20 protein-coding genes are annotated in these 19866 nt (G+C 73.0%); 7 read left to right on the plus strand and 13 right to left on the minus strand.

From position 1 onward, the window contains the following. Window positions 1–120 precede the first annotated feature (120 nt). On the minus strand, window positions 121–510 hold the full coding sequence (locus JQN83_RS20030; protein ID WP_208568675.1) for an Rv2175c family DNA-binding protein: 390 nt from the start codon (window positions 508–510) through the stop codon (window positions 121–123). A gap of 143 nt (window positions 511–653) precedes the next feature. Between JQN83_RS20030 and pknB the strand changes: the two genes are divergently transcribed. Together pknB and JQN83_RS20040 are read left to right on the plus strand one after the other, a co-directional pair. Further along, window positions 654–2642, plus strand: a complete 1989-nt coding sequence (gene pknB, locus JQN83_RS20035) for a Stk1 family PASTA domain-containing Ser/Thr kinase (protein ID WP_208568676.1) — start codon at window positions 654–656, stop codon at window positions 2640–2642. Further along, a complete protein-coding gene (locus tag JQN83_RS20040) occupies window positions 2639–3502 on the plus strand; it encodes a deoxyribonuclease IV (protein ID WP_208568677.1) in 864 nt (287 codons plus the stop codon). The genes pknB and JQN83_RS20040 overlap by 4 nt, the downstream gene beginning before the upstream one ends. Before the next feature lie 204 nt (window positions 3503–3706). Here the strand turns inward: JQN83_RS20040 and JQN83_RS20045 are convergent, their stop codons facing one another. The 4 genes from JQN83_RS20045 to JQN83_RS20060 all read right to left on the minus strand — a co-directional run bounded on the left by JQN83_RS20045 (window position 3707) and on the right by JQN83_RS20060 (window position 8676). After that, entirely contained in the window at window positions 3707–4726 is a 1020-nt protein-coding gene (locus JQN83_RS20045; protein ID WP_208568806.1) for a threonine aldolase family protein, read from the minus strand. A 79-nt stretch (window positions 4727–4805) separates the two neighbouring features. After that, window positions 4806–6212, minus strand: a complete 1407-nt coding sequence (locus JQN83_RS20050; RefSeq protein WP_208568678.1) for a class II 3-deoxy-7-phosphoheptulonate synthase — start codon at window positions 6210–6212, stop codon at window positions 4806–4808. Window positions 6213–6279: 67 nt separating this feature from the next. Continuing rightward, window positions 6280–6756, minus strand: coding sequence for a hypothetical protein (locus JQN83_RS20055; RefSeq protein WP_208568679.1), 477 nt, complete (start codon window positions 6754–6756; stop codon window positions 6280–6282). A gap of 285 nt (window positions 6757–7041) precedes the next feature. After that, window positions 7042–8676, minus strand: a complete 1635-nt coding sequence (locus JQN83_RS20060; RefSeq protein WP_208568680.1) for a glycosyl hydrolase family 18 protein — start codon at window positions 8674–8676, stop codon at window positions 7042–7044. A 186-nt stretch (window positions 8677–8862) separates the two neighbouring features. Between JQN83_RS20060 and JQN83_RS20065 the strand changes: the two genes are divergently transcribed. Then, window positions 8863–9351, plus strand: coding sequence for a glutathione peroxidase (locus JQN83_RS20065; RefSeq protein WP_208568681.1), 489 nt, complete (start codon window positions 8863–8865; stop codon window positions 9349–9351). Between the two features lie 744 nt (window positions 9352–10095). On the opposite strand, the gene JQN83_RS20070 is transcribed toward JQN83_RS20065, so the two are convergent. Continuing rightward, window positions 10096–10899, minus strand: coding sequence for an SGNH/GDSL hydrolase family protein (locus tag JQN83_RS20070; RefSeq protein ID WP_208568682.1), 804 nt, complete (start codon window positions 10897–10899; stop codon window positions 10096–10098). Between the two features lie 227 nt (window positions 10900–11126). Between JQN83_RS20070 and JQN83_RS20075 the strand changes: the two genes are divergently transcribed. Beyond that, window positions 11127–11819: an NADPH-dependent F420 reductase gene (locus JQN83_RS20075; protein ID WP_208568683.1), complete on the plus strand. Its 693-nt coding sequence runs from the start codon at window positions 11127–11129 to the stop codon at window positions 11817–11819. Between the two features lie 81 nt (window positions 11820–11900). Here JQN83_RS20075 and JQN83_RS20080 read toward each other — a convergent pair whose 3' ends face one another. Together JQN83_RS20080 and JQN83_RS20085 are read right to left on the minus strand one after the other, a co-directional pair. Next, the gene (locus JQN83_RS20080) at window positions 11901–12449 is read right to left on the minus strand and encodes a GNAT family N-acetyltransferase (RefSeq protein WP_208568684.1); all 549 of its coding nucleotides are present in this window, start codon (window positions 12447–12449) and stop codon (window positions 11901–11903) included. 3 nt (window positions 12450–12452) lie between these two features. After that, the gene (locus JQN83_RS20085; RefSeq protein ID WP_307799461.1) at window positions 12453–12947 is read right to left on the minus strand and encodes a GNAT family N-acetyltransferase; all 495 of its coding nucleotides are present in this window, start codon (window positions 12945–12947) and stop codon (window positions 12453–12455) included. A gap of 196 nt (window positions 12948–13143) precedes the next feature. Between JQN83_RS20085 and JQN83_RS20090 the strand changes: the two genes are divergently transcribed. Both JQN83_RS20090 and JQN83_RS20095 read left to right on the plus strand, forming a co-directional pair. Further along, window positions 13144–14007: a DUF4397 domain-containing protein gene (locus tag JQN83_RS20090; protein WP_208568685.1), complete on the plus strand. Its 864-nt coding sequence runs from the start codon at window positions 13144–13146 to the stop codon at window positions 14005–14007. Beyond that, complete coding sequence (locus JQN83_RS20095) at window positions 14004–14705, plus strand: class F sortase (RefSeq protein ID WP_307799463.1); 702 nt, start codon at window positions 14004–14006, stop codon at window positions 14703–14705. The genes JQN83_RS20090 and JQN83_RS20095 overlap by 4 nt, the downstream gene beginning before the upstream one ends. Before the next feature lie 174 nt (window positions 14706–14879). On the opposite strand, the gene JQN83_RS20100 is transcribed toward JQN83_RS20095, so the two are convergent. The 5 genes from JQN83_RS20100 to JQN83_RS20120 form a co-directional block, all read right to left on the minus strand. Continuing rightward, the gene (locus JQN83_RS20100; protein WP_208568686.1) at window positions 14880–15233 is read right to left on the minus strand and encodes a DUF2203 domain-containing protein; all 354 of its coding nucleotides are present in this window, start codon (window positions 15231–15233) and stop codon (window positions 14880–14882) included. 123 nt (window positions 15234–15356) lie between these two features. Then, window positions 15357–16175 carry a pyrroline-5-carboxylate reductase gene (gene proC / locus JQN83_RS20105; RefSeq protein WP_208568687.1) on the minus strand — a complete coding sequence of 273 codons (819 nt, stop codon included), beginning with the start codon at window positions 16173–16175 and terminating at the stop codon, window positions 15357–15359. A 78-nt stretch (window positions 16176–16253) separates the two neighbouring features. Next, window positions 16254–17282 carry a 6-phosphofructokinase gene (locus JQN83_RS20110; RefSeq protein ID WP_208568688.1) on the minus strand — a complete coding sequence of 343 codons (1029 nt, stop codon included), beginning with the start codon at window positions 17280–17282 and terminating at the stop codon, window positions 16254–16256. 178 nt (window positions 17283–17460) lie between these two features. After that, window positions 17461–17964, minus strand: a complete 504-nt coding sequence (locus tag JQN83_RS20115; protein ID WP_208568689.1) for a pyridoxamine 5'-phosphate oxidase family protein — start codon at window positions 17962–17964, stop codon at window positions 17461–17463. A gap of 147 nt (window positions 17965–18111) precedes the next feature. Continuing rightward, window positions 18112–18615, minus strand: a complete 504-nt coding sequence (locus JQN83_RS20120) for a polyadenylate-specific 3'-exoribonuclease AS (protein ID WP_208568690.1) — start codon at window positions 18613–18615, stop codon at window positions 18112–18114. 297 nt (window positions 18616–18912) lie between these two features. On the opposite strand from JQN83_RS20120, the gene JQN83_RS20125 reads away from it, so the two are divergent. Then, complete coding sequence (locus tag JQN83_RS20125; RefSeq protein WP_208568691.1) at window positions 18913–19605, plus strand: Crp/Fnr family transcriptional regulator; 693 nt, start codon at window positions 18913–18915, stop codon at window positions 19603–19605. Window positions 19606–19866 lie beyond the last annotated feature (261 nt).

The following is a 19866-nucleotide window of genomic DNA, read 5'->3' on the forward strand; positions in this document are numbered from 1 at the left end:
CCCTCAGATGACCCAAACCTCTTGATCAACTGACCCAAACCTCTTGATCAACGCGGGCGGGGCAGGGGGTTGGGGGTTGGGGGTGGAAAGGCCGGGGGGAAGGGTGGGGCGGGGATCGGGCTAGAAGCCGAGGGCCTGGGCGCGGCGTTTCACCTCGCGGGCGTGGTCGCCGCCGAGGGTGACCGCGCCCGTGCCGCCGGAGAGGGTGTCGTCGGGCTCGTAGAGCCAGCGCAGGGCGGCCTCGTCGTCATAGCCGGCGTCGGCGAGCAGGTTGAGCACGCCGGGCAGGTGCTTGAGCACCGTCTTGTTGGCCACCAGATCGGCGGGGATCCGGCGGACGCCGTCGCGACGGACGGCGATCAACTCGCGGTCCCGGATCATCTGGTGGACCTTGCTGATCGACAGGTCGAGCCGCTCGGCGACGTCGGGGAGGGTGAGCCACTCGGCCGGGTCGCGGGGGCCGCCGAGGTCGCTGTCGGCAGGCTGGTCGGCGGGTACGGAATCGGTCACCGGACCACCCTGCCACGTCACCCGGCCACCCGTGCAGCGGCACCCCGTCGGGCCTGGGTGAGCGCGCCGGGACGGACCGGCGGGGAGCCCGGCTGTAGCATCCTGTTCAACCTTCACCCTCAGGACACATAGACTCCCTGCCGATGGACATACAGGTCGCCGACACGTTGCTGGGCTCGCTGCTCGACGGGCGCTACCGCATTCGCGGCCGCGTGGCCCGTGGCGGCATGGCGACCGTGTACACCGCCACCGACGAGCGCCTGGAGCGTACCGTCGCGGTGAAGATCATCCACCCGTCCCAGGCCGCCGAGGCGCGGTCGCGGCTGGCGGGCTTTCCGGACCGGTTCACCGACGAGGCCAAGGCCATCGCCCGGCTGACCCACCCCAACGTGGTCGCCGTCTACGACCAGGGCACCCACCAGGGGCTGCCCTACCTGGTGATGGAGTACGTCCGGGGTCGCACCCTGCGTGAGGTGCTCGCCGAACGCCGCCGGCTGAACCCCGACGAGGCGCTTGCGATCATGGAGCAGATGCTCGCCGCGATCGCCGCCGCGCACCGGGCCGGACTGGTCCATCGTGATGTCAAGCCGGAGAACGTGCTGGTGGCCGAGGCGCCCACCGGCGGGGTCGCCAATCTGGTCGACAGCGTGGTCAAGGTCGCCGACTTCGGCCTGGCCCGCGCGGTGGAGGCCAGCGCCGAGGAGGGCGACGGCAACCAACTGATGGCGACCGTCGCGTACGTGGCACCGGAGCTGGTCACCGACGGACGCGCCGATCCCCGTACCGACGTCTACTCGGCCGGCATCGTGCTGTTCGAGATGCTCACCGGCCGGGTGCCGTACGACGGGGACCGCCCGGTCGACGTGGCCTGGCAGCACGTCGACCGGGACGTCCCGGCCCCGTCGGTCCTGGTGCCGGGCCTGCCCCGGGTGCTCGACGAGCTGGTCGCCCGGGCGACCCGACGGGACCCGGGCGCGCGTCCGGCCGACGCGGGTGCCCTGCTGGCCGAGGTGCAGGTGGCCCGGGACGACCTGGGCAACCCGAACGCGCACACCGCCGTGCTGGGTCGGGTGGCCGAGGAGTTGCCGGCGGTGGCCCAGCCGACGATGGTGGTCGCGGCGGTCACCCCGGTCACCCGGCCGACCTGGGCGCGGCTGCCCGAGCCGGCCGCCCCGCAGCGCCCGCACCGACGCCGGGCCACCGAGAGCGCCGGCCTGGGGTCCCGCCTGGCGGAGCTGCGTACCCGGGTGATGGGCACCCCGCGCGGCCGGCTGTCGGTGGCGGCGGCCGTGGTGGTGGTCGGCCTGCTCGCCGCGATGGGCGGCTGGTGGGTGGGGGTGGGCCGCTACACGGTCGCGCCGCAGCTGGTGAACCTCAGCCGGGCCGATGCGCAGGCGCAGGCGGACCGGGCGGGTTTCCAGCTCGACTTCGCCGCGCCGCGCTACGACGAGAAGATCCCCCGCGACGGGGTGGTCGCCCAGGACCCGGGTTCGGCCGCCAAGATCCTCAAGGGTGGCACCATCACGGTGACCCTCTCCCTCGGCCCGGAGCGGTTCCCGCTGCCGGACGTCGTCGGCAAGGAGTTCGGCCTGGCCGAGGCCGACCTGACCGGCGCGAAGCTGGTGGTCGCCAAGGGCAGCCCCCGCTATGACGACAACCTGCCGGCCGGGGTGGTGGTGGACACCAACCCGAAGGTGGGCACCGAGGTCAAGCCGGGCACGAAGGTGACCGTCATCCTCAGCCGGGGCCGCGCCCCGATCACCGTGCCCGACCTGGTCGGCAAGAGCCTCAACGACGCCCGGTCCGCGTTGTCCCAGCTCGGGCTGGTGGTGGCCGAGACGACCTACAAGGAGTCCGACAAGCCCCGCGACGAGGTCCTCGGGCAGAGCCCGGCCGACGGCGCGGGCGTGGAGAAGGGCACCAAGGTCAAGCTGGAGGTCAGCAAGGGCCCGCCGCAGGTGACCGTCCCACGGGTCGTCGACCTGCCCTGCCAGCAGGCCAAGCAGCAGCTGGAGGGGGCCGGGTTCACGGTGAACGTCCAGTTCAACCCCAACGGCACCGTCCGGTTCCAGAACCCGGGCGAAAACTCGCAGGTGCCGCCGGGCACCCCGGTCACCCTGGGCTGCCTGTGAGCACCCACCGGCCGGTCGGCTCGCACACCCCCACCTCTGGTGGGCTGGCCAGGGCCGCCCTGCCGTACGTGGACGCGGCCGGCTCCCAGGTGGTGCAGGTCTACGTCGCCAACTCGCGGGGCTGGGCGTTGCCGCCGGGCGACCCGGCTCAGGACGCACTGTTCGCCGAGGGTTGCGCCGCCCGGGGCGTGCCCGTCTACATCCACGCGTCGCTGCTGGTGAACCTCGGCTCGCCCACCCCGGCGACGGTGGAGAAGTCGACGCAGACGCTGGCGCACGCGTTGCGCCGGGGGCGGGCGATCGGTGCCCGGGGCGTGGTGTTCCACGCCGGTAGCGCGGTCGACGCCGGTTACGCCGAGACCGCCCTGCGGCAGGTACGCGAGTCGCTGCTGCCGCTGCTCGACGAGATCACGGCCGGCGGCGGTCCGCTGCTGCTGGTGGAGCCGAGCGCCGGTGGCGGCCGGTCACTGGCCTCCCGGGTGGAGCACCTCGGCCCGTATCTGGACGCGGTCGACCGGCATCCGGGGCTGGGCGTCTGCTTCGACACCTGCCACGCCTGGGCGGCCGGGCACGACCTGGCCGTGCCCGGCGGCATGACGGCGACCCTGGACACCCTGGTCGCCACCGTGGGGGCGGACCGGCTGAAGCTGATCCACGCCAACGACTCCAAGGACCTGTGCGGCTCCACCCGGGACCGGCACGAGAACATCGGCAAGGGCAACATCGGCGAGCCCGCCTTCGCCGAGCTGATGACCCACCCGGCGACCGCCGGCATCCCCGTCGTCGTGGAAACCCCCTCGGACAAGCACGAAGGCCACGCCACCGACATAGCCACCCTCACCCGCCTCCAAACCCCCTGACCCCTCCCCCGCACACCCTCCCACCCGCCGCCCCGACTCGCCGTCGCCCCGCTCAGCGTCCCGGGCTCGCCGCCCCCGACTCGGCGTCCCCGGCTCGCCGCCCCCGGTGATCAAGAGGTTCGCGTCAGGTTTGATCTCCAGGCTGACGTAAACCTCTTGATCAACGCCCGGAGGCGCGGAGGGTGCGGAGGGGGCGGATGGAGGTTAGGGGGTTAGGAGGTGGGGGAGGATCTTGGTGGCGTGGTCGATGGCGGCGTCGTCGAGGTCGAGGTGGGTGACCAGGCGGGCGGTACGGGGGCCGAGCACAGACAGCAGCACCCCCTCGGCGCGGGCGGCGGCGGCCAGGGCCCGCGCGTCGAGCCGGTGCCCGGTCAGGTCCAACGGGACGATGTTGGTGCGTACCGGACCGGCGAGCACCCCGCACGGGGCGAGCGCCTCGGCGAGCCGGGCGGCGCGGGCGTGGTCGTCGGCGAGCCGGTCGAGATGGTGGGTCAGGGCGTACCGGCCGGCGGCGGCGAGCACCCCGACCTGCCGCATCCCGCCCCCCATCCGCTTGCGCAGGAACCGGGCCCGGTCGATCCGCTCGGCGCTGCCCACGACCAGCGAGCCGACCGGTGCGCCGAGGCCCTTGGACAGGCAGACCGACAGGGTGTCGAAGAGTGCGCCGTACTCGTGCAGCGGCACCCCGTCGGCGACGTGCGCGTGCCAGATCCGGGCGCCGTCGCAGTGCAGGGCGAGGCCGGCGGTGTCGGCGACCCGGCGCAGCTCCCGCAGGGTCGCCAGCGGGATCACCCCACCACCACCCCGGTTGTGGGTCTGCTCCACGGCGATGGCCCGGGTCGGCACCGCGAAGTAGCCGTCCGGCCGGATCATCGCCGCCACCACGCCCGGGTCGAGGTCCGCGCCGACGGCCGGCCAGGTCCGGGTGGAGATCGCACCGTACGCCGCCGCCGCGCCGACCTCGTACGTGACCACGTGCGCGTCGGCGTCGCAGAGCAATTCGTCACCCGGTGCGACGACCAGTTGCAGGGCGATCTGGTTGGCCATCGAGCCGGTCGGGGCGAAGAGCGCCGCCTCGTGCCCGAAGAGCGCGGCGACCTCGGCCTCCAACGCGTTGACCGTCGGGTCCTCGGCGTAGACGTCGTCGCCGACCTCGGCGGCGGCCATCGCCTCGCGCATTCCGGCGGTGGGCCGGGTCACCGTGTCGGAGCGCAGGTCCACCACCGGGCCCGGGTCGCCGGGGCGGCCGGAACGCGCCGGGCCCGGCCCGCCCGTCGGGGCACCGGCGAGGTCGGCCGGATGGTCAGCCACGGAGCATCTCCGCGACCAGGAAGGCCAGCTCCAGCGACTGCTGGGTGTTCAGCCGGGGGTCGCAGGCGGTCTCGTACCGGCCGGGCAGGTCGAGGTCCTCGATGCCCTGGGCGCCGCCGAGGCACTCGGTGACGTCCTCACCGGTCAGCTCGACGTGGATGCCGCCGGGGTGGGTGTCCAGCCCCCGGTGCACCTCGAAGTAGCCGAGCACCTCGTCGACGATCCGGTCGAAGTGCCGGGTCTTGTAGCCGTTCGACGACTCGTGGGTGTTGCCGTGCATCGGGTCGCACTGCCACACCACCTTCGCCCCGGCGGCGGTGACCTTGGCGACGATCGGCGGCAGCGCGTCGCGGACCTTGTGGTTGCCCATCCGGCTGATCAGGGTGAGCCGGCCCGGGATGTTCTCCGGGTTGAGCTTCTCGCACAGCTCGATCGCCTCGTCCGGGGTGGTGGTCGGGCCGAGCTTCACCCCGATCGGGTTGGCGATGCGGGAGATGTAGTCGATGTGCGCGCCGTCGAGCTGCCGGGTCCGCTCGCCGACCCACAGGAAGTGCCCGGACAGCCCGTACGCCCGGCGGTCGGAGACCCGGGTGAGCGCCCGGTCGTACTCCAGGGCCAGCGCCTCGTGGGAGCAGTAGAGGGTGACGGTACGCAGCGCGTCGTCCTCGGTCATCCCGCAGGCCCGGATGAACGCGATGGCCCGGTCGATCTCCCGGGCGATCGCCTCGTAGCGCTCCCCCGCCGGGGAGTTCTTCACGAAGCCCTTGTTCCAGTCGTGCACCGCGTGCAGGTCGGCCAGTCCGCCGGCCAGGTAGGCGCGCAGCATGTTCATCGCGGCGGCCGAGTTCGCGTACGCCCGGATCATGCGCTGCGGGTCGGCGACCCGGGCGGCCGGGTCGGCCTCCAGCGCGTTGATCATGTCGCCGCGGTAGGCGGGCAGGCCCCGGGCGTCGGTCGGCAGCGACCGGGGCTTGGTGTACTGGCCGGCGACCCGGGCCACCTTCACCACCGGCAGGGACGCGCCGTAGGTGAGCACGATCGCCATCTGGAGCAGGGTGCGGGCGTTGGCCAGCAGGTGGCTCTCGGTGTTGTCGGCGAAGGTCTCGGCGCAGTCACCACCCTGGAGCAGGAACGCCTTGCCCTCGCAGACCAGGGCGAGCTTGCGCCGCAGCTGGTCGACCTCGTAGGGGGCGACCACCGACGGCACGGTGTCGAGCACCTTGCACACCTCGGCGACCTGGGCCGGGTCGGACCACGGCGGGGTCTGCTGACGGGGCAGTTCGCGCCACCGGTCGAGGCCGAGCGCGGCGTCCTCGGCCGAGTCGACGGTGGGACGGCTGGTCTGCAGCCCGGGGCTGCTCACGGCGGGGTAGCTCAGCTGATGCCACTCATGGCGCATGGGAGAAAGCGTACGGCGACGGTCCGGACGCTGCGCCCCCGAGGGGCGGGGTTCCGGAAGGTGGGAGTCAGGGGGTGACCGACGGTGCCGGGGTGTGCCCGCCGGGCTCCTCGCCCGCGATGCACCAGTCCGCGCCGTCGCGGGTGACGGTGAACAGCAGCGGCCGGGTGGTCTTCTTCGACCCCACCGACACGGTCACGGTGGTGCTGACCTCCTGGCCCTTGGCGCCGGTCCGGATGTCGGTGATCGTCGTGGTGGGCACCGTGAAGTGGTCGGCGAAGTCACCGTTCGGCCCGGTCGCGGCGGCGTCGAAGCCCGCCTGCATCGTCGCGCAGAGCTGGTTGCGGCCGGCGGCGGGATCCTTGGCCGCCATCGCGTCGAGGTACGCCTGGACCCGCTCGCGGGCCTTGGTGGCCGCTTCCTGGGCGGGGACCCGGGTGGGTCCGCCGTCGGCCTCGTCGTCCCCGCCGAGACCGCAGCCGAGCAGGGCGAACGGCAGCAGGGCCAGCGGTACGACGCCGGCGGTGCGGAACCTGCGGCCCATACGTCCTCCCCGGGTGCGGATGTCGACCGGCCCCTGGGGCGGCTGTCGACCGGATGCCGAGCGGCGAGTCTGCCACACCGCACCCGTGCGGTGGCAACCCGTCACGGCCGCGCCGCCCGAGCCGGCCGGCGTTTCGTCCGACGGGACCGCCCGACGCCGGAAGCTGACCACCCTACCCGGCACGGGCCGACCCGGGCGGGCGTCGGACAGGCCCTGGCCGCAGCCGGGCGGGGAGGGACCGGTGGCCGGTCCCTCCCCGCGCGGGTGGTACGTCGGGCGCTCGGCTCAGCCGAGGCCGCCCTTGATGGCGCCGATCAGCTCACCGTTGCTCGTGTCGCCGGAGAGTTCCCAGAAGAACGCGCCGCCGAGGCCCTGGTTCTTCGCGTAGGTCATCTTGCCGCCGATGGTGGCCGGGGTGTCGTAGCTCCACCAGTTGCTGCCGCACTTGGCGTACGCGGTGCCGGCGATGGTGCCGGTGGCCGGGCAGGTGTTCTTCAGCACCTTGTAGTCCTCGATGCCCGCCTCGTAGGTGCCGGGGGCCGCGCCGGTGGCGGTGCCGCCCGGGGCGGCCTGGGTCACCCCGGTCCAGCCCCGACCGTAGAAGCCGACGCCGAGCAGCAGCTTGTTGGCCGGTACGCCCTTGGACTTGAGCTTCTGGATCGCCGCGTCGGAGTTGAAGCCCTGCTGCGGGATCCCGGTGTACGAGGTGAGCGGCGAGTGCGGGGCGGTGGGGCCCTGGGCGTTGAACGCGCCGAAGTAGTCGTACGTCATCGGCATCAGCCAGTTGAGGTTGCCCACCGCACCGGCGTAGTCGGTGGCGTCGATCTTGCCGCCGTTGCTGCCGTCGGCGGTGATCGCGGCCGTGACCAGGGCCGACGAGCCGAACTTGGCCCGCAGCGCGGAGATCACGTTCTTGAACGCGTTCGGGCCGCTGCTGTCGCAGCTCAGACCGCAGGCGTTGGGGTACTCCCAGTCGACGTCGATGCCGTCGAAGACGTCCGCCCAGCGCGGGTCCTCGACCAGGCTGTAGCAGCTGTCGGCGAACGCGGCCGGGTTCTGCGCGGCCTGGGTGAAGCCACCCGACCAGGTCCAGCCGCCGAAGGACCAGATCACCTTCAGGTGCGGGTACATCTTCTTGAGCTTGCGCAGCTGGTTGAAGCTGCCGCGCAGCGGCTGGTCCCAGGTGTCGGCGACGCCGTCGACGCTGTCCGCCGCCGTGTACGCCTTGTCGTAGTCGGCGTAGCTGTCCCCGATCGTGCACCGACCGCCGGTGGTGTTACCGAAGGCGTACAGGATGTGGGTGAGCTTGGCGGCGGAGCCGCTGGTGGCGATGTTCTTGACGTGGTAGTTGCGGCCGTAGACGCCCCACTCGGCGAAGTAGCCGACGACCTTCTTGTCCCCGCTGGGCGGGGTGGTCGTGGGTGGCGGGGTCGTCGGGGGCGGGGTCGTCGGCGGGGCGGTGGTGGGCGGGGCCGTGGTGGGCGGCGGGGTCGTCGGCGGCTTCGTGGTGGGCGGGGTGCCGCCGCCGCACGACGCGCCGTTGATCGTGCAGTTCAGCGGCGCCTTGTACGGCCCGGTGCCGTTGTAGCCCCAGCTGAAGCTGGCCCCCGGGGCGAGCGGCCCGGCCCAGCTCTTCTTCACCGCCACGTAGTGGTTGCCGCTGTTGGTGACGTCGGCGTCCCAGAAGCTGCTGATGGTGGTGCCGGACGGCAGGTCGAACTCGATACGCCAGGTGCTGACGCTGGCGCTGGAGCCGTTGGCCACGGTGACCCGCCCTTCGTGGCCGGTCCCCCAGTCCTGGGCCGAGGCGAATGTCGCGGTGACGCTTCCGGCGCCGAACGCCGAGGTCACCGGTACCGCCGCCACGGTCAGCGCGACGACCGCGCCGGCCCAGAGGGCGCGGCGGAGCGATCTCTTCATGGGGCGCCTCCTCAAACAGTTAGGAAACTTTCCAAATCGATGGGGAGACGCTACTCACACCGTCATCACTTCGTCAAGATGCGCATCCGTCGATTCATCACCGGCCCGGGGCGACGGAACGAGCAGCGGACCCGCCGGCGGGACGAGCAGCGAAGCGGGCGGCGGCCCGGGCGCTAACCTCGCCACATGACCGTCTTCGACATCGAGATCGACGCCCTGGCCGGCGGGCCGGCCGACCTGGCCGGCTACCGGGGCCGGGCACTGCTGGTGGTGAACGTGGCCTCCCGCTGCGGCCTCACCCCGCAGTACACCGCCCTCCAGGCGCTGGCCACCGAGTACGCCGACCGGGGCCTGGTGGTGCTCGGCGTACCGTGCAACCAGTTCGCCGGGCAGGAACCGGGCACGGCCGCCGAGATCGGCGAATTCTGCCAGGTCAACTATCGCGTCACCTTCCCGCTGACCGAGAAGGTCGACGTCAACGGCCCGGCCCGGCACCCCCTCTACGCGGCGCTGGTCGACACTCCCGACGCCGAGGGGCACACCGGCGACGTCCGGTGGAACTTCGAGAAGTTCCTGGTCGCCCCGGACGGCACGGTCGCCGCCCGGTTCGCGCCGACCGTCACGCCGGACTCGGCCGAGCTACGCGCCGCCGTCGAGAAGGTTCTCCCCGCCTGACAGCGCGTCCCTGCCCCTCCGGAGCCGGCCACCGTCCCGACCACACGCAATGGTCGCGACGGTGGCCGGCTGAGCCACCCTCGGCCGGCGCACCCCCAGCTACCGAGCCCCGCCCACCGAGCCCCGCCCACGACGCGGACCGGCCGCGCCGGCCACGAAGACCCCTTCCCGCCCTTTCGAGCTGACGACACCAACGAGTCACCCCTCGAACAGGGCCGGGTCGCTCCCCTGCGGACACGGCGAGTCACGTCCTTCCCTCGCCCGGGCACCCGGGGTGGTCAAGGGGTGCCGCTGGCCGAGGAAGGTGTGCCGGACCGACGGCGAAACCCACCCCCGCCCGGCAGCGCCGTCCGCCCCGGCCCCGGTGACGACACGCCACGTGATCCCCTACCGGGCACGACACCCCACCCGGCCCGGATGGCAGCCAGGGACCCGGGACCGAGCAGCGAGCCGGCAACGTCATCAGGCAATCAGGGATCCGGGACCGAGCAGCGAGTCGTCAACGTCATCAGCTCGAAAGCACCCGCAACGACATCGGTAGGTGGGCCGGCGTCCGGCACTCGACCGGACGGCCCACCCACGCTCGGAAGCCGGCGCACCTGCGCCCGGGGAGCAGACCGGAACAGGGACACCCGTGGACCCGACCCCGCCGGACAGGATGCCGCAGACCCCCCGACGGCCGTGACCGCGCCGACCCTGGCGGGGCGACGCGGTCACGGTGGAGCCAACGGGACGCGGTTCAGGTCAACCGGCGGCGGAGCGGAAGACCGGGTAGTAGCCGCCGGACTGCCCGGCCGCCGTCGGGTGGTACGAGACGCCGAGGTTGGCGAAGTTCAACGCGTGCAGCCACTTCTCGCCGTAGCTGCACAGCTGGTGACCGACGAAGATGGACCGTACGTCGGCGAACGTGAAGCCGGCCGAGGTGGCGGCGGTGCGGGTGATGTCGTCGATCAGGTTGATGCCTTCGTTGATCTTCGCGCGGGAGTTCGCGCTGAGCCCCACGCAGACCGTGCCGAGCTGGTAGAAGACCGGGTAGCCGACGACCACCACCCGGGCCGACGGCGCACGCGACCTGATCCCGTTGTAGACGGTGGCGAGCTTGGCGGGCAGTTCCGCGCGGGCCTTGTTCTCGGCGGCCTGCACGGCCGCGACGCACTGGGTCTCCCCCTGGAGCACGCAGGTCGACATGATCGTGGTGAACCCGACGTCGTTGCCACCGATGGTGACGCTGACCAGGGTGGTGGTCGAGGTCAGCGCGGAGAGCTGGTTGTTGACCACGTCGGTGGTGGTCGCGCCGGAGCAGGCCACCGACTTGTACGAGGCCGGCTTGATGTTGGTGTTGTACAGCGCCGGATACGCGTTGCTGCTGCGCTGACAGGAGCCGCTCTCGGAGGTGTAGCTGCCGGCGCCGACACCGGAGGCGTACGAGTCGCCGAGGGCCACGTACCGGTCGGTGGGGGCGGCCTGGACGGGCACCGCCGCGCCGAGGGTCACGCCGATGGACGCCGCGAGACTCACGGCGAGGGTCACGAGTCGGGATCTCCGCACGTCGCACTCCTGGGGGTTAGGAAGTGGTGGTGGGAGATAGATATCACTCAATCACGTGTTTGGGGAAGGTTGTCGATGGGTAACAGGGGTGACTAGGGGTTCATCCGCACGTGACGTCGCCGTCGGACAGACGACCCGGCCGGGCCGACGTGGACGGTCGACATCGGGCGCACAACCCACCGGTCAGGTCGGGAATACGCACCCACACCGGCCGGTTGGTCACCGGCATGACAACTGTGGGACTCATCGGCAGCGGCAACATCGGCAGCACCCTGGCCCGGCTGGCGGTCACCGCCGGACACGACGTGGTGCTCAGCAACTCACGCGGCCCGGAGACGCTCAAGGACCTGGTCGACGAGTTGGGCATACGGGCCCGGGCGGCCACCCCGGCCGAGGCGGCGGCAGCGGGCGATCTGGTGGTGGTCACCATCCCGCTGCGCGCCTACCGGGACGTGCCGGCCGCGCCGCTCGCCGGCAAGACCGTCATCGACACCAACAACTACTACCCGGAGCGCGACGACAGCTTCCCGGAGCTGGACGACGAGTCGACCACCACCAGCGAGCTGCTCCAGCGGCACCTGCCGGAGTCGCAGGTGGTCAAGGCCTTCAACAACATCTACTTCAAGCACCTGCTCGCGCTGGCCCGCCCGGCGGGGGCCGCCGACCGCACCTCGCTGCCGGTAGCCGGGGACGACGCCGGGGCCAAGGCCGAGGTCACCGCGTTCATCGACTCCGTCGGGTACGACACCGTCGACGTGGGGCCGCTCGCCGAGGGCTGGCGGTTCCAGCGGGACACCGCCGCGTACGGCGTCTTCTACACCGCCGACCCGGCGGCCGGCTACGAACAGCCGGGCCTGCCGACCGACGCGCAGCGGCTGCGCGACGCCCTGGCCGCCGCCCGCCGCTACGCCGACGCCTGACCGGTACCACCACCGCACCGGCCGGGACGGCAGCCGCGAGGCCCGTCCCGGCCGGTGCGGCCGGCGGGCGACCCGCCGTGGTCAGCGAGGAGCCTGCCACTCGTCGGCCAGCACCGCCCACACCTCCATGTCCACCCGGCCCGCCGGCCCCCGGGCGACCTGACGCAGGGTGCCCTCGTGCCGCATGCCGAGCCGCCGGGCCACCGCGATGCTGCGGACGTTGCCGACGCTGGTCCGCCACTCGACCCGGTGGATGCCGCGTTCCCGGATCGCCCAGTCCACGATCCGGGTCGCCGCCCGGGTCACCAGGCCCCGACCCTCGGCGGCCGGCTCCAGCCAGCAGCCCGCCTCCGCCACCCCCGTCGCCGTGCTGAACGACACGAACAGCACCCCGCCGACCAGGACGCCGTCGAGCCAGATCCCCCAGATGCCCCCGGCGTCGTCAGCCCACTTGTCGGCCGACCGACGCAGCACCCGGCGGGCCGCCTCCAGGTCGGTGGCCACGAAGGACGCACCCACCCACGGGGCGATGTGTGCCCGGGCCCGGTCCAGGTGGGCCAGGAACTCCTCGGCCTGCCACGGTGCGAGCGGACGCAGCTCGGCGTCCCCGGTCAGCGGTAGTGCGAACATCCGTCAGTTCCTCCGGTATGCGACGGGCAGGCTCAGCCGCAGCGTGGGCCCGGGAGTGGGGACGAAGCCCAGCGACCGGTAGAGCGGCTCGCCGTCGGTCGAGGCCCGCAGGTCGACCTTGCCGACCCCGCGCTGCCGGTACCAGTCCAGCAACGCCTCCAGGCAGGCCCGGGCGTAGCCGCGCCGACGGTGCACCGGCTCGGTGGCCACGTTGAAGACGTACCCGGTCAGGCCGTCGGGGTTGCCGGGGCCGCCGAGACGCTGCTCGATGGTCCCGGTCGCGCAGGCCGCCAGGACGCCGGGCCGGGCCGGGTCGTCGACGACGAAGACCGCCATCAGGTCGGCCGGCTCGGCCAGCCGCCGGTGCAGCACCTCCCGGGACGCCTGCTGCCAGGGCCCCGGTGCCGGGTCCAACTGGTCGATGTCGGCCAGCATCACCCCACGCAGGCGAACGATCTCACCAGCGTCGGCGACCACGGCCCGTCGAACGTTGATCACGAACGGACGGTACCGGATGCCCCGGGCGGACCGCCGACCCGAACCGCGCCGACCCGGGACCGCCGACCGGAAACGACGGAGCCGGCCCGGAACCGCGCCGACCGGAAGGTGCCGGAACACGACGTCCGGCCAACTTGCCATCGGGTCCCGCTCACGGGACGCTGGGGGTCGGGACCGACACCACCTCGGAGGCGAGATGCCCCAGCTCCCCACCGTGCCGCGTCGGCTGCTCGCCGCCGCCGGCACGCTCCTGCTCGGCACCGCGCTGGCCACCGTCGGCATCGCGCCGGCCGGGGCGGCGGCCGGCGACGTCGGCTACGTCCGGCTCGCCCACCTCTCCCCCGACACCCCCGCCGTGGACGTCTACCTCTCCGCCCCCGGCAGCGCCGCACCGCAGGTCTTCCCCGCCGTCGGCTACGGCGTCGTCTCCCGCTACCTGCCCCTGGCCGTCGGCCGCTACGCGGTGGCGATGCGGCAGGCCGGCACCCCGGCCAGCGAACCCCCGGTGCTCACCACCGAGGTGGACCTCGGCGCGGGCGAGGCGTACACGGTGGCCGGGGTGGGCCGTTACGCCGACCTGGGCCTGCGGGTGCTCGCCGACGACCTCACCGCCCCGGCCCCCGGCCAGGCGAAGGTACGGGTCGTCCACGCCTCCGTGCGCGCCCCGGTGGTCGACGTGACGGCCGACGACGGGCCGACCATCGCCGACGCCGTCCGGTTCGCCACCACCACCAACTACCGGCAGGTCGAGCCGGGTCGTTGGCGGCTGCGCCTCGGCGGCGGCAGCGGCCCGAGCACCGACGCCGAGGTGACCCTCACCGGCGGGCGGGTCTACTCGCTGCTGGTGCTCGACGGCAAACGGGGCGGACTCACCACCGAGCTGCGCGAGGACGCCCGGGGCGGCGGGGTCGCCCCGGCCGGTGGCGTGCCGGCGGGAGCGGGAGGGCTGGCCGGGGACGGGCCCGGGGCGTACCCGATGGTGGCCGGCGGGGTGCTCGCGGGGGCCGTGGTGGTGGGGGCGACGGTGCTGGTGCGGCGACGGCGGCGACCGGTCTGGTGACCAGGCCCGGCTTTGCGATCCGCCGGCACCGCGCCCGCCGGACGCCGGCCGCCGCCCTGGTCGCGGCCGGGGCGGTGCTCTGCCTGGCCGCCGGCACCGGCGTCGGCCTGGCCACCGACACGCGCCTGACCGGCGACTCCGCCCGCCCGGCCGACCCGGCCGGCACCTGGCAGCCCGGCTGCGCGGCCGGTTGCGCCACCAGCGCCGGCACCCCCCGCGCCACCCCGACGCCGCCCACCCGGGTACGCGTGGCGCGGATCGGCGTCGACTCCCCACTCACCGCCCTCGACCTCGACCGGGCCGGCACCCTGGTCCCCCCGGCGGACTTCACCCGGGCCGGCTGGTACGGCGGCGGCCCCGCGCCCGGCGACCCGGGACCGGCGGTGATCGCCGGGCACCTCGACTCGCGGCGCGGCCCGGCCGTCTTCGCCCGCCTCGGCGAACTGCGCCCCGGCGACCGGATCGAGGTGTGGCGGGGCGGACGACGGGTGCCGTTCCGGGTCACCGGCGCGCTGCGCACCCCGAAGGACGCCTTCCCCACCGCCACCGTGTACGGCCCGACGCCCGGCCCCGAGCTGCGCCTGATCACCTGCGGCGGCGACTTCGACCGACGGGTCGGCCACTACCGGGACAACGTGGTGGTCTTCGCCGTCGCCGACGCACCGGCCGACCCCCTCCCCCGCTCCGCCGCCGACTGACCCACCCGGCCACCCGCCGAGCTGGCCTGCCCCGGGTGACGCGCGCGATCTTGGAGTTCTGGTGCCGATTTCGCGGTGATACACCCCTTTTGCAACCCACCACAACTCCATGATCGACGCGGAGGGTTGGGGGTGGGGGGGTGGGGTGCGGGGGTGGGGGTGGGGGTGGGGGGGTTAGCGGATGGGGCGGCGGCCGGCGAAGCCGCACTCGACGCGGTGGTACCAGCGGACGTCGGGGTCACCCTCCAGCCAGCACCAGAGCACCGCCCGGCCCTCGTGTTCGCCGGGGAAGTCGAGCAGCACCGGGGCGATCCCCTTGACCTGGATGTCGTGCGAGTTCAGGTCCTCCAGCACGCCGTGCAGCCGGGCCTCCAGGGCCTTGACCTCGGCCCGGCCGCCCAGCGCCGACATCCCCGGGCCGGCCAGGTCGGCCCGCAGCTCGGCCAGGTCGGCCCGGATGCCGATCAGCTCGTCGATGCGGGGATGCAGGGTGGCGACCAGGTACCGCGCCTGGGCGAGAGTGAACACGGGGCCAGTATGGGGCACCCGGGTGATCCGCACCGACCCGCCCGCCGGCTTCAGTACCCGTTCGGGCGGCGGGCCGAGATCCGCGGTGCCGTCGGCCCCCGCCCCGGACACGGCGAGCCCGGGTCAGTCGGCCTGGGCGGCGAGCTCGCGGGCACGGTCGCGGGCGGCTTCCAGCGCCGCCAGCAGCGCCGCGCGTACCCCGTGTTTCTCCAACTCGCGGATGGCGGAGATGGTCGTGCCGGCCGGCGAGGTGACGGCCTCGCGGAGCTTGACCGGGTGTTCGCCGGAGTCGCGCAGCATCACGGCCGAACCGATCGCGGTCTGCACGATCAGCTCGTGCGCCACCTGCCGGGGCAGGCCGAGCAGGATGCCGGCGTCGATCATGGCTTCGACCAGCAGGTAGAAGTAGGCCGGGCCGGAGCCGGAGAGGGCGGTGACCGCGTCCTGCTGCGACTCGGGCACCCGCAGGGTCGCCCCGAGCGGGGCGAACATCTCCTCGGCCAGAGCCAGGTGTTCGCCGGTGGCGTGGGCGCCGGCCGAGATGGCGCTCATCGCCTGGTCGACCAGGGCCGGGGTGTTGGTCATCACCCGGACCACCGGGGTGCCCTCGGGCAGCCGGCGGCTGAAGAAGCTGGTGGGCAGCCCGGCGCAGAGCGAGACGACCAGCTTGTCGGCCGGCACCTTGGGGCCGATCTCGTCCAGCAGGACCCCCGCGTCCTGGGGTTTCACGGCGATCGCCAGCACCGCCGCCTCGGTCACGGCGGTCAGGTTGTCGACCACCCGTACGCCGTACCGGGTGGCCAACTCCTCGGCCCGGACGGGTCGGCGGGCGGTCGCCAGCAGGCGCTGCGCCGGCCACCCGGACCGTAGCAACCCGGAGAGCACCAGCTCGCCGATCTTTCCCGCCCCGATCACCGCGACGGTGTGCCTCGCCGACCCCATGTCACCCTTCCGTCCCGCTCGTCCGGTCCCGTGCCCCTTCCCCTCCGGCGCTGCGGAGGGGAAGGGGATGGGCTGCGATCAGCTGCCGAAGAAGACCTCGGCCTCGTCGTAGCGCTCGATCGGGACGGTCTTCAGCTCGCGGGTGGCCTCGGCCAGCGGCACCCGGACGATGTCCGTGCTCTGCATCGCGACCATCTTGCCCCAGTCACCCTCGTGCGCGGCGTCGATGGCCTGGAGGCCGAGCCGGGTGGCGAGCACCCGGTCGAACGCGGTCGGGGTGCCACCGCGCTGGATGTGCCCGAGCACGACGGTGCGGGCCTCCTTGCCGGTCTTGGCCTCCAGCTGCTCGGCCAGCCACTGGCCGATGCCACCCAGCCGGACGTGCCCGAAGGCGTCCAGCTCCTGGTTGTGCAGGACCATCTGGCCGTCCAGCGGCTGGGCGCCCTCGGCGACCACGACGATCGGGGCGTACTGGTGCTGGAAGCGCTTCTCGACGTAGCCGGCGACCTGGTCGACGTCGAACTTGCGCTCCGGCAGCAGGATCACGTTGGCGCCGCCGGCGAGGCCGGCGTGCAGGGCGATCCAACCGGCGTGCCGGCCCATCACCTCGACGACGAGGGTGCGGTGGTGGCTCTCCGCGGTGGTGTGCAGCCGGTCGATCGCCTCCATGGCGATGTTGACGGCGGTGTCGAAGCCGAAGGTGTAGTCGGTGGCGCCCAGGTCGTTGTCGATCGTCTTCGGCACGCCGACCACGTTGACGCCCAGCTCGTGCAGCTTGGTGGCGACGCCCAGGGTGTCCTCGCCGCCGATCGCGATCAGCGCGTCCACGCCCTGCCCGGCGAGGTTCTCCTTGATCCGCTCCACGCCGTTCTCGATCTTGAACGGGTTGGTGCGGGACGAGCCGAGGATGGTGCCGCCGCGCGGGAGGATGCCCCGCACCTCAGGAATGCCGAGCGGCTTGGACAGGCCCTCCAGCGGACCCTTCCACCCGTCCCGGAAACCCACGAACTCGTGACCGTAAGTAGCGACGCCCTTACGGACCACCGCTCGAATGACCGCGTTGAGACCTGGGCAGTCGCCGCCGCCGGTGAGCACGCCGATACGCATGATCTGCTCATCCTCCTGGAACGTCAGGTGAAGCCCGGATAAGCCCCAGGATATGTGTCCGCTCAGACCATCGGCGTCGTTGCCGGCCCGGGGCGGGCCGTCAGTGCGCACTGTAGTCGGCTCAGCTGCACGCCGACACCGCGCCCCGGCCGGTCCCGCCCACCCCGGCGACTACCGGTCAGTAGCTGACCTCGTGGTTCTCCCCCGCCTCCGGCGGCCTCCCGGTGACCGCTGCCCTGGCGAACCCGAGCAGGTTGACCACCGTGCCACCCGGGGAGTCCCAGTACTCGGCCGAGCTGGCGTGCACCTTGAGCAGGGTCAGCCCGGGGGTGTCCAGCCCGTCGGGGAACCAGGCCTTGAACAGCGGGTTCCACAGCCGCTCGGCCCGGCCCCGGTCGTACGCCTCCTGTGCGGTGCCGGCGATCGACACCCAGGCGTGGTGGCGCTGGTCGGAGAAGGCGACGTTGACCTCCGGGTTGACCCGGATCTGACGCACCTTGGCGGAGTCGGCGTAGGCGAAGAACCACAGGTCGCCGTCGAACTCGGCCGCCTGGAGCGCCATCGGCCGGCTGAGCATCCGACCGTCCACGCCGATCGTGGTCAACATGCAGATCCGGGCGTCCCGGATCAGCTCGGTCACCCGCCGCCGGGCGTCGGTGATGGTGGTCGCGTCGTCGGCCATGGCGCACTCCCTCGGATCGGCTCGCCCGGACCCGGTGCCCCCGACGGGACCAGCCAAACCTGCTGATCGTCACGGGCTGTCATGAGCCACCCGGCCAGCCAGGGAGCGGCCGGGCCGCCGGCCGGACCCGACGGACCGGGCCGGGGCTCAGACCGGGCGGGCCGTCATCGCCCGCCAGCGGGCCAGGTTGTGCCGGGCGTCGACCAGCGCGTCGTGCCGGTCGGCCGCCGCGTCCGGCAACCGGGGACGGCCGACGTCGTCCCAGAGCTGCCGCAGCTCCTTGGTGAACCGGGGGATCTCCCGGGGCAGCGCCGGCATCGCCCCCCAGAGCTGGGCCAGCACCACATGGTCGTACGCGGCGTACCAGGCCCACAGCTCCAGCTGCTCGTTCGGCCGGTCGCGGACCGGCTCCAGCAGGAACTCGTGCAGGTCGTCGCGGATGCGGGCCCGGGAGCGCCAGGCCCGGTCGGCCGGCGACGGGAGCTTGTCCAGCACGTTACGGCGGACCCAGGGCACGGCGCGGGAGTCGTCGAACTCGGTGGAGACCGCGTAGAACTCGCGGCCGTACTCGTCGACGACACCGATCGACACGAGGTCGACGCTGCGGCCGTCCTCGATGAATTCGCAGTCGTAGAAATAGCGGTAGACCATCGCCGTCCATCCTCGCCCACCGCCGGTGACCGCCGACGGGCGGGGCGGCACCGGAGCGTCCGGGTGGGCGGTGCCGGAGCGTCCGGGTGGGGCTCCAGGGCCGTACCCTCGGCGTCCGCCGCAGCTCCGGAGTGTCACGGAAAGGTTTACAGGGGTGTACAGCAAGCGACTGGGCCGTCATGATCTGATGTGTACCGCTACCGGACGCCGAACCGGTGTCAGTTCACCTCTGCAGGGGCCGTCAGGGTTCACCCGGTGAGCGAAATTTGTGGTCCTTGACCGGGGAGGGGTGGGGCGGTGGAGATGCGCCTACCGGAGCCGGGTGACGCCCTCACGGGGGTGGAGATGTTCGCCGGGTTGGAGCCCGAGGTCCGCCAGCGGGTGATCGCCGCAGCCGTGCCGCGCACCTACCGTAAGGGTCAGCTGCTCTTCGTCGAGAACGATCCCGGTGAGTCGCTGATCGTCCTGCGTCGGGGGGCGGTGGCGGTGTTCCGCACCGCGCCGACCGGGGAGCGTGCCGTGTTGTCGGTCATCCGACCACCGGACGTGCTGGGTGAGGTCTCCCTGCTGGACGCCTCCACCCGGTCCGCCTCGGCCGAGGCGATCGAGGACTGCGCGGCGCTCGCCCTGTCCCGTCCGGCCTTCATGGAACTGGTGCACTCCAACCCGCGCATCCTGGACGCGGTGATGCGGTCGCTGGGCGCGCTGATCCGGCGGCTCACCGAGCAGAACGCCGACCATGTCTTCCTCGACCTGCCCGGTCGGGTGGCCAAGACGCTCGTCCGGCTGGCCGGCGAGAGCCAGGCCCCGATGATCACCATCGAGCTGAACCAGAGCCAGCTGGCCGAGATGGCCGGTGGTTCCCGACAGAGCGTCAACCAGGCGATCGGCTCCTTCGCCAACCGGGGCTGGCTGCGTACCGAGGGACGCCGGATCGTGGTCACCGACGTGGCGGCGCTGCGCCGACGCGCCGGCATGAACGACCGCTGACCGACGCTCCCCGGCGGACGCCCGCATCCCGGCGACGGCGGCCGATTTCCCGGCGGGGCCGGATGCGTGACGGTGACATCGACAGCGGCGTGGCCGGCGGACCTGGTCCGCCGGCCACGCCGGTCACTCACTTGCCGCTGTCGTCCGCGGGCGGGGCACCCGGTCCGGGCCCGATCTCGTCCGGCGGTGTGCCTGGTCCGGGCCCGATCTTCTGCGGCTTTGACGGCGAGGTCGTGGTCGTGCCAGTGTCCGAGGACGCCT

The sequence above is a fragment of the Micromonospora antibiotica genome, assembly GCF_017599305.1.
GTDB classification, from domain to species: Bacteria; Actinomycetota; Actinomycetes; order Mycobacteriales; family Micromonosporaceae; genus Micromonospora; species Micromonospora antibiotica.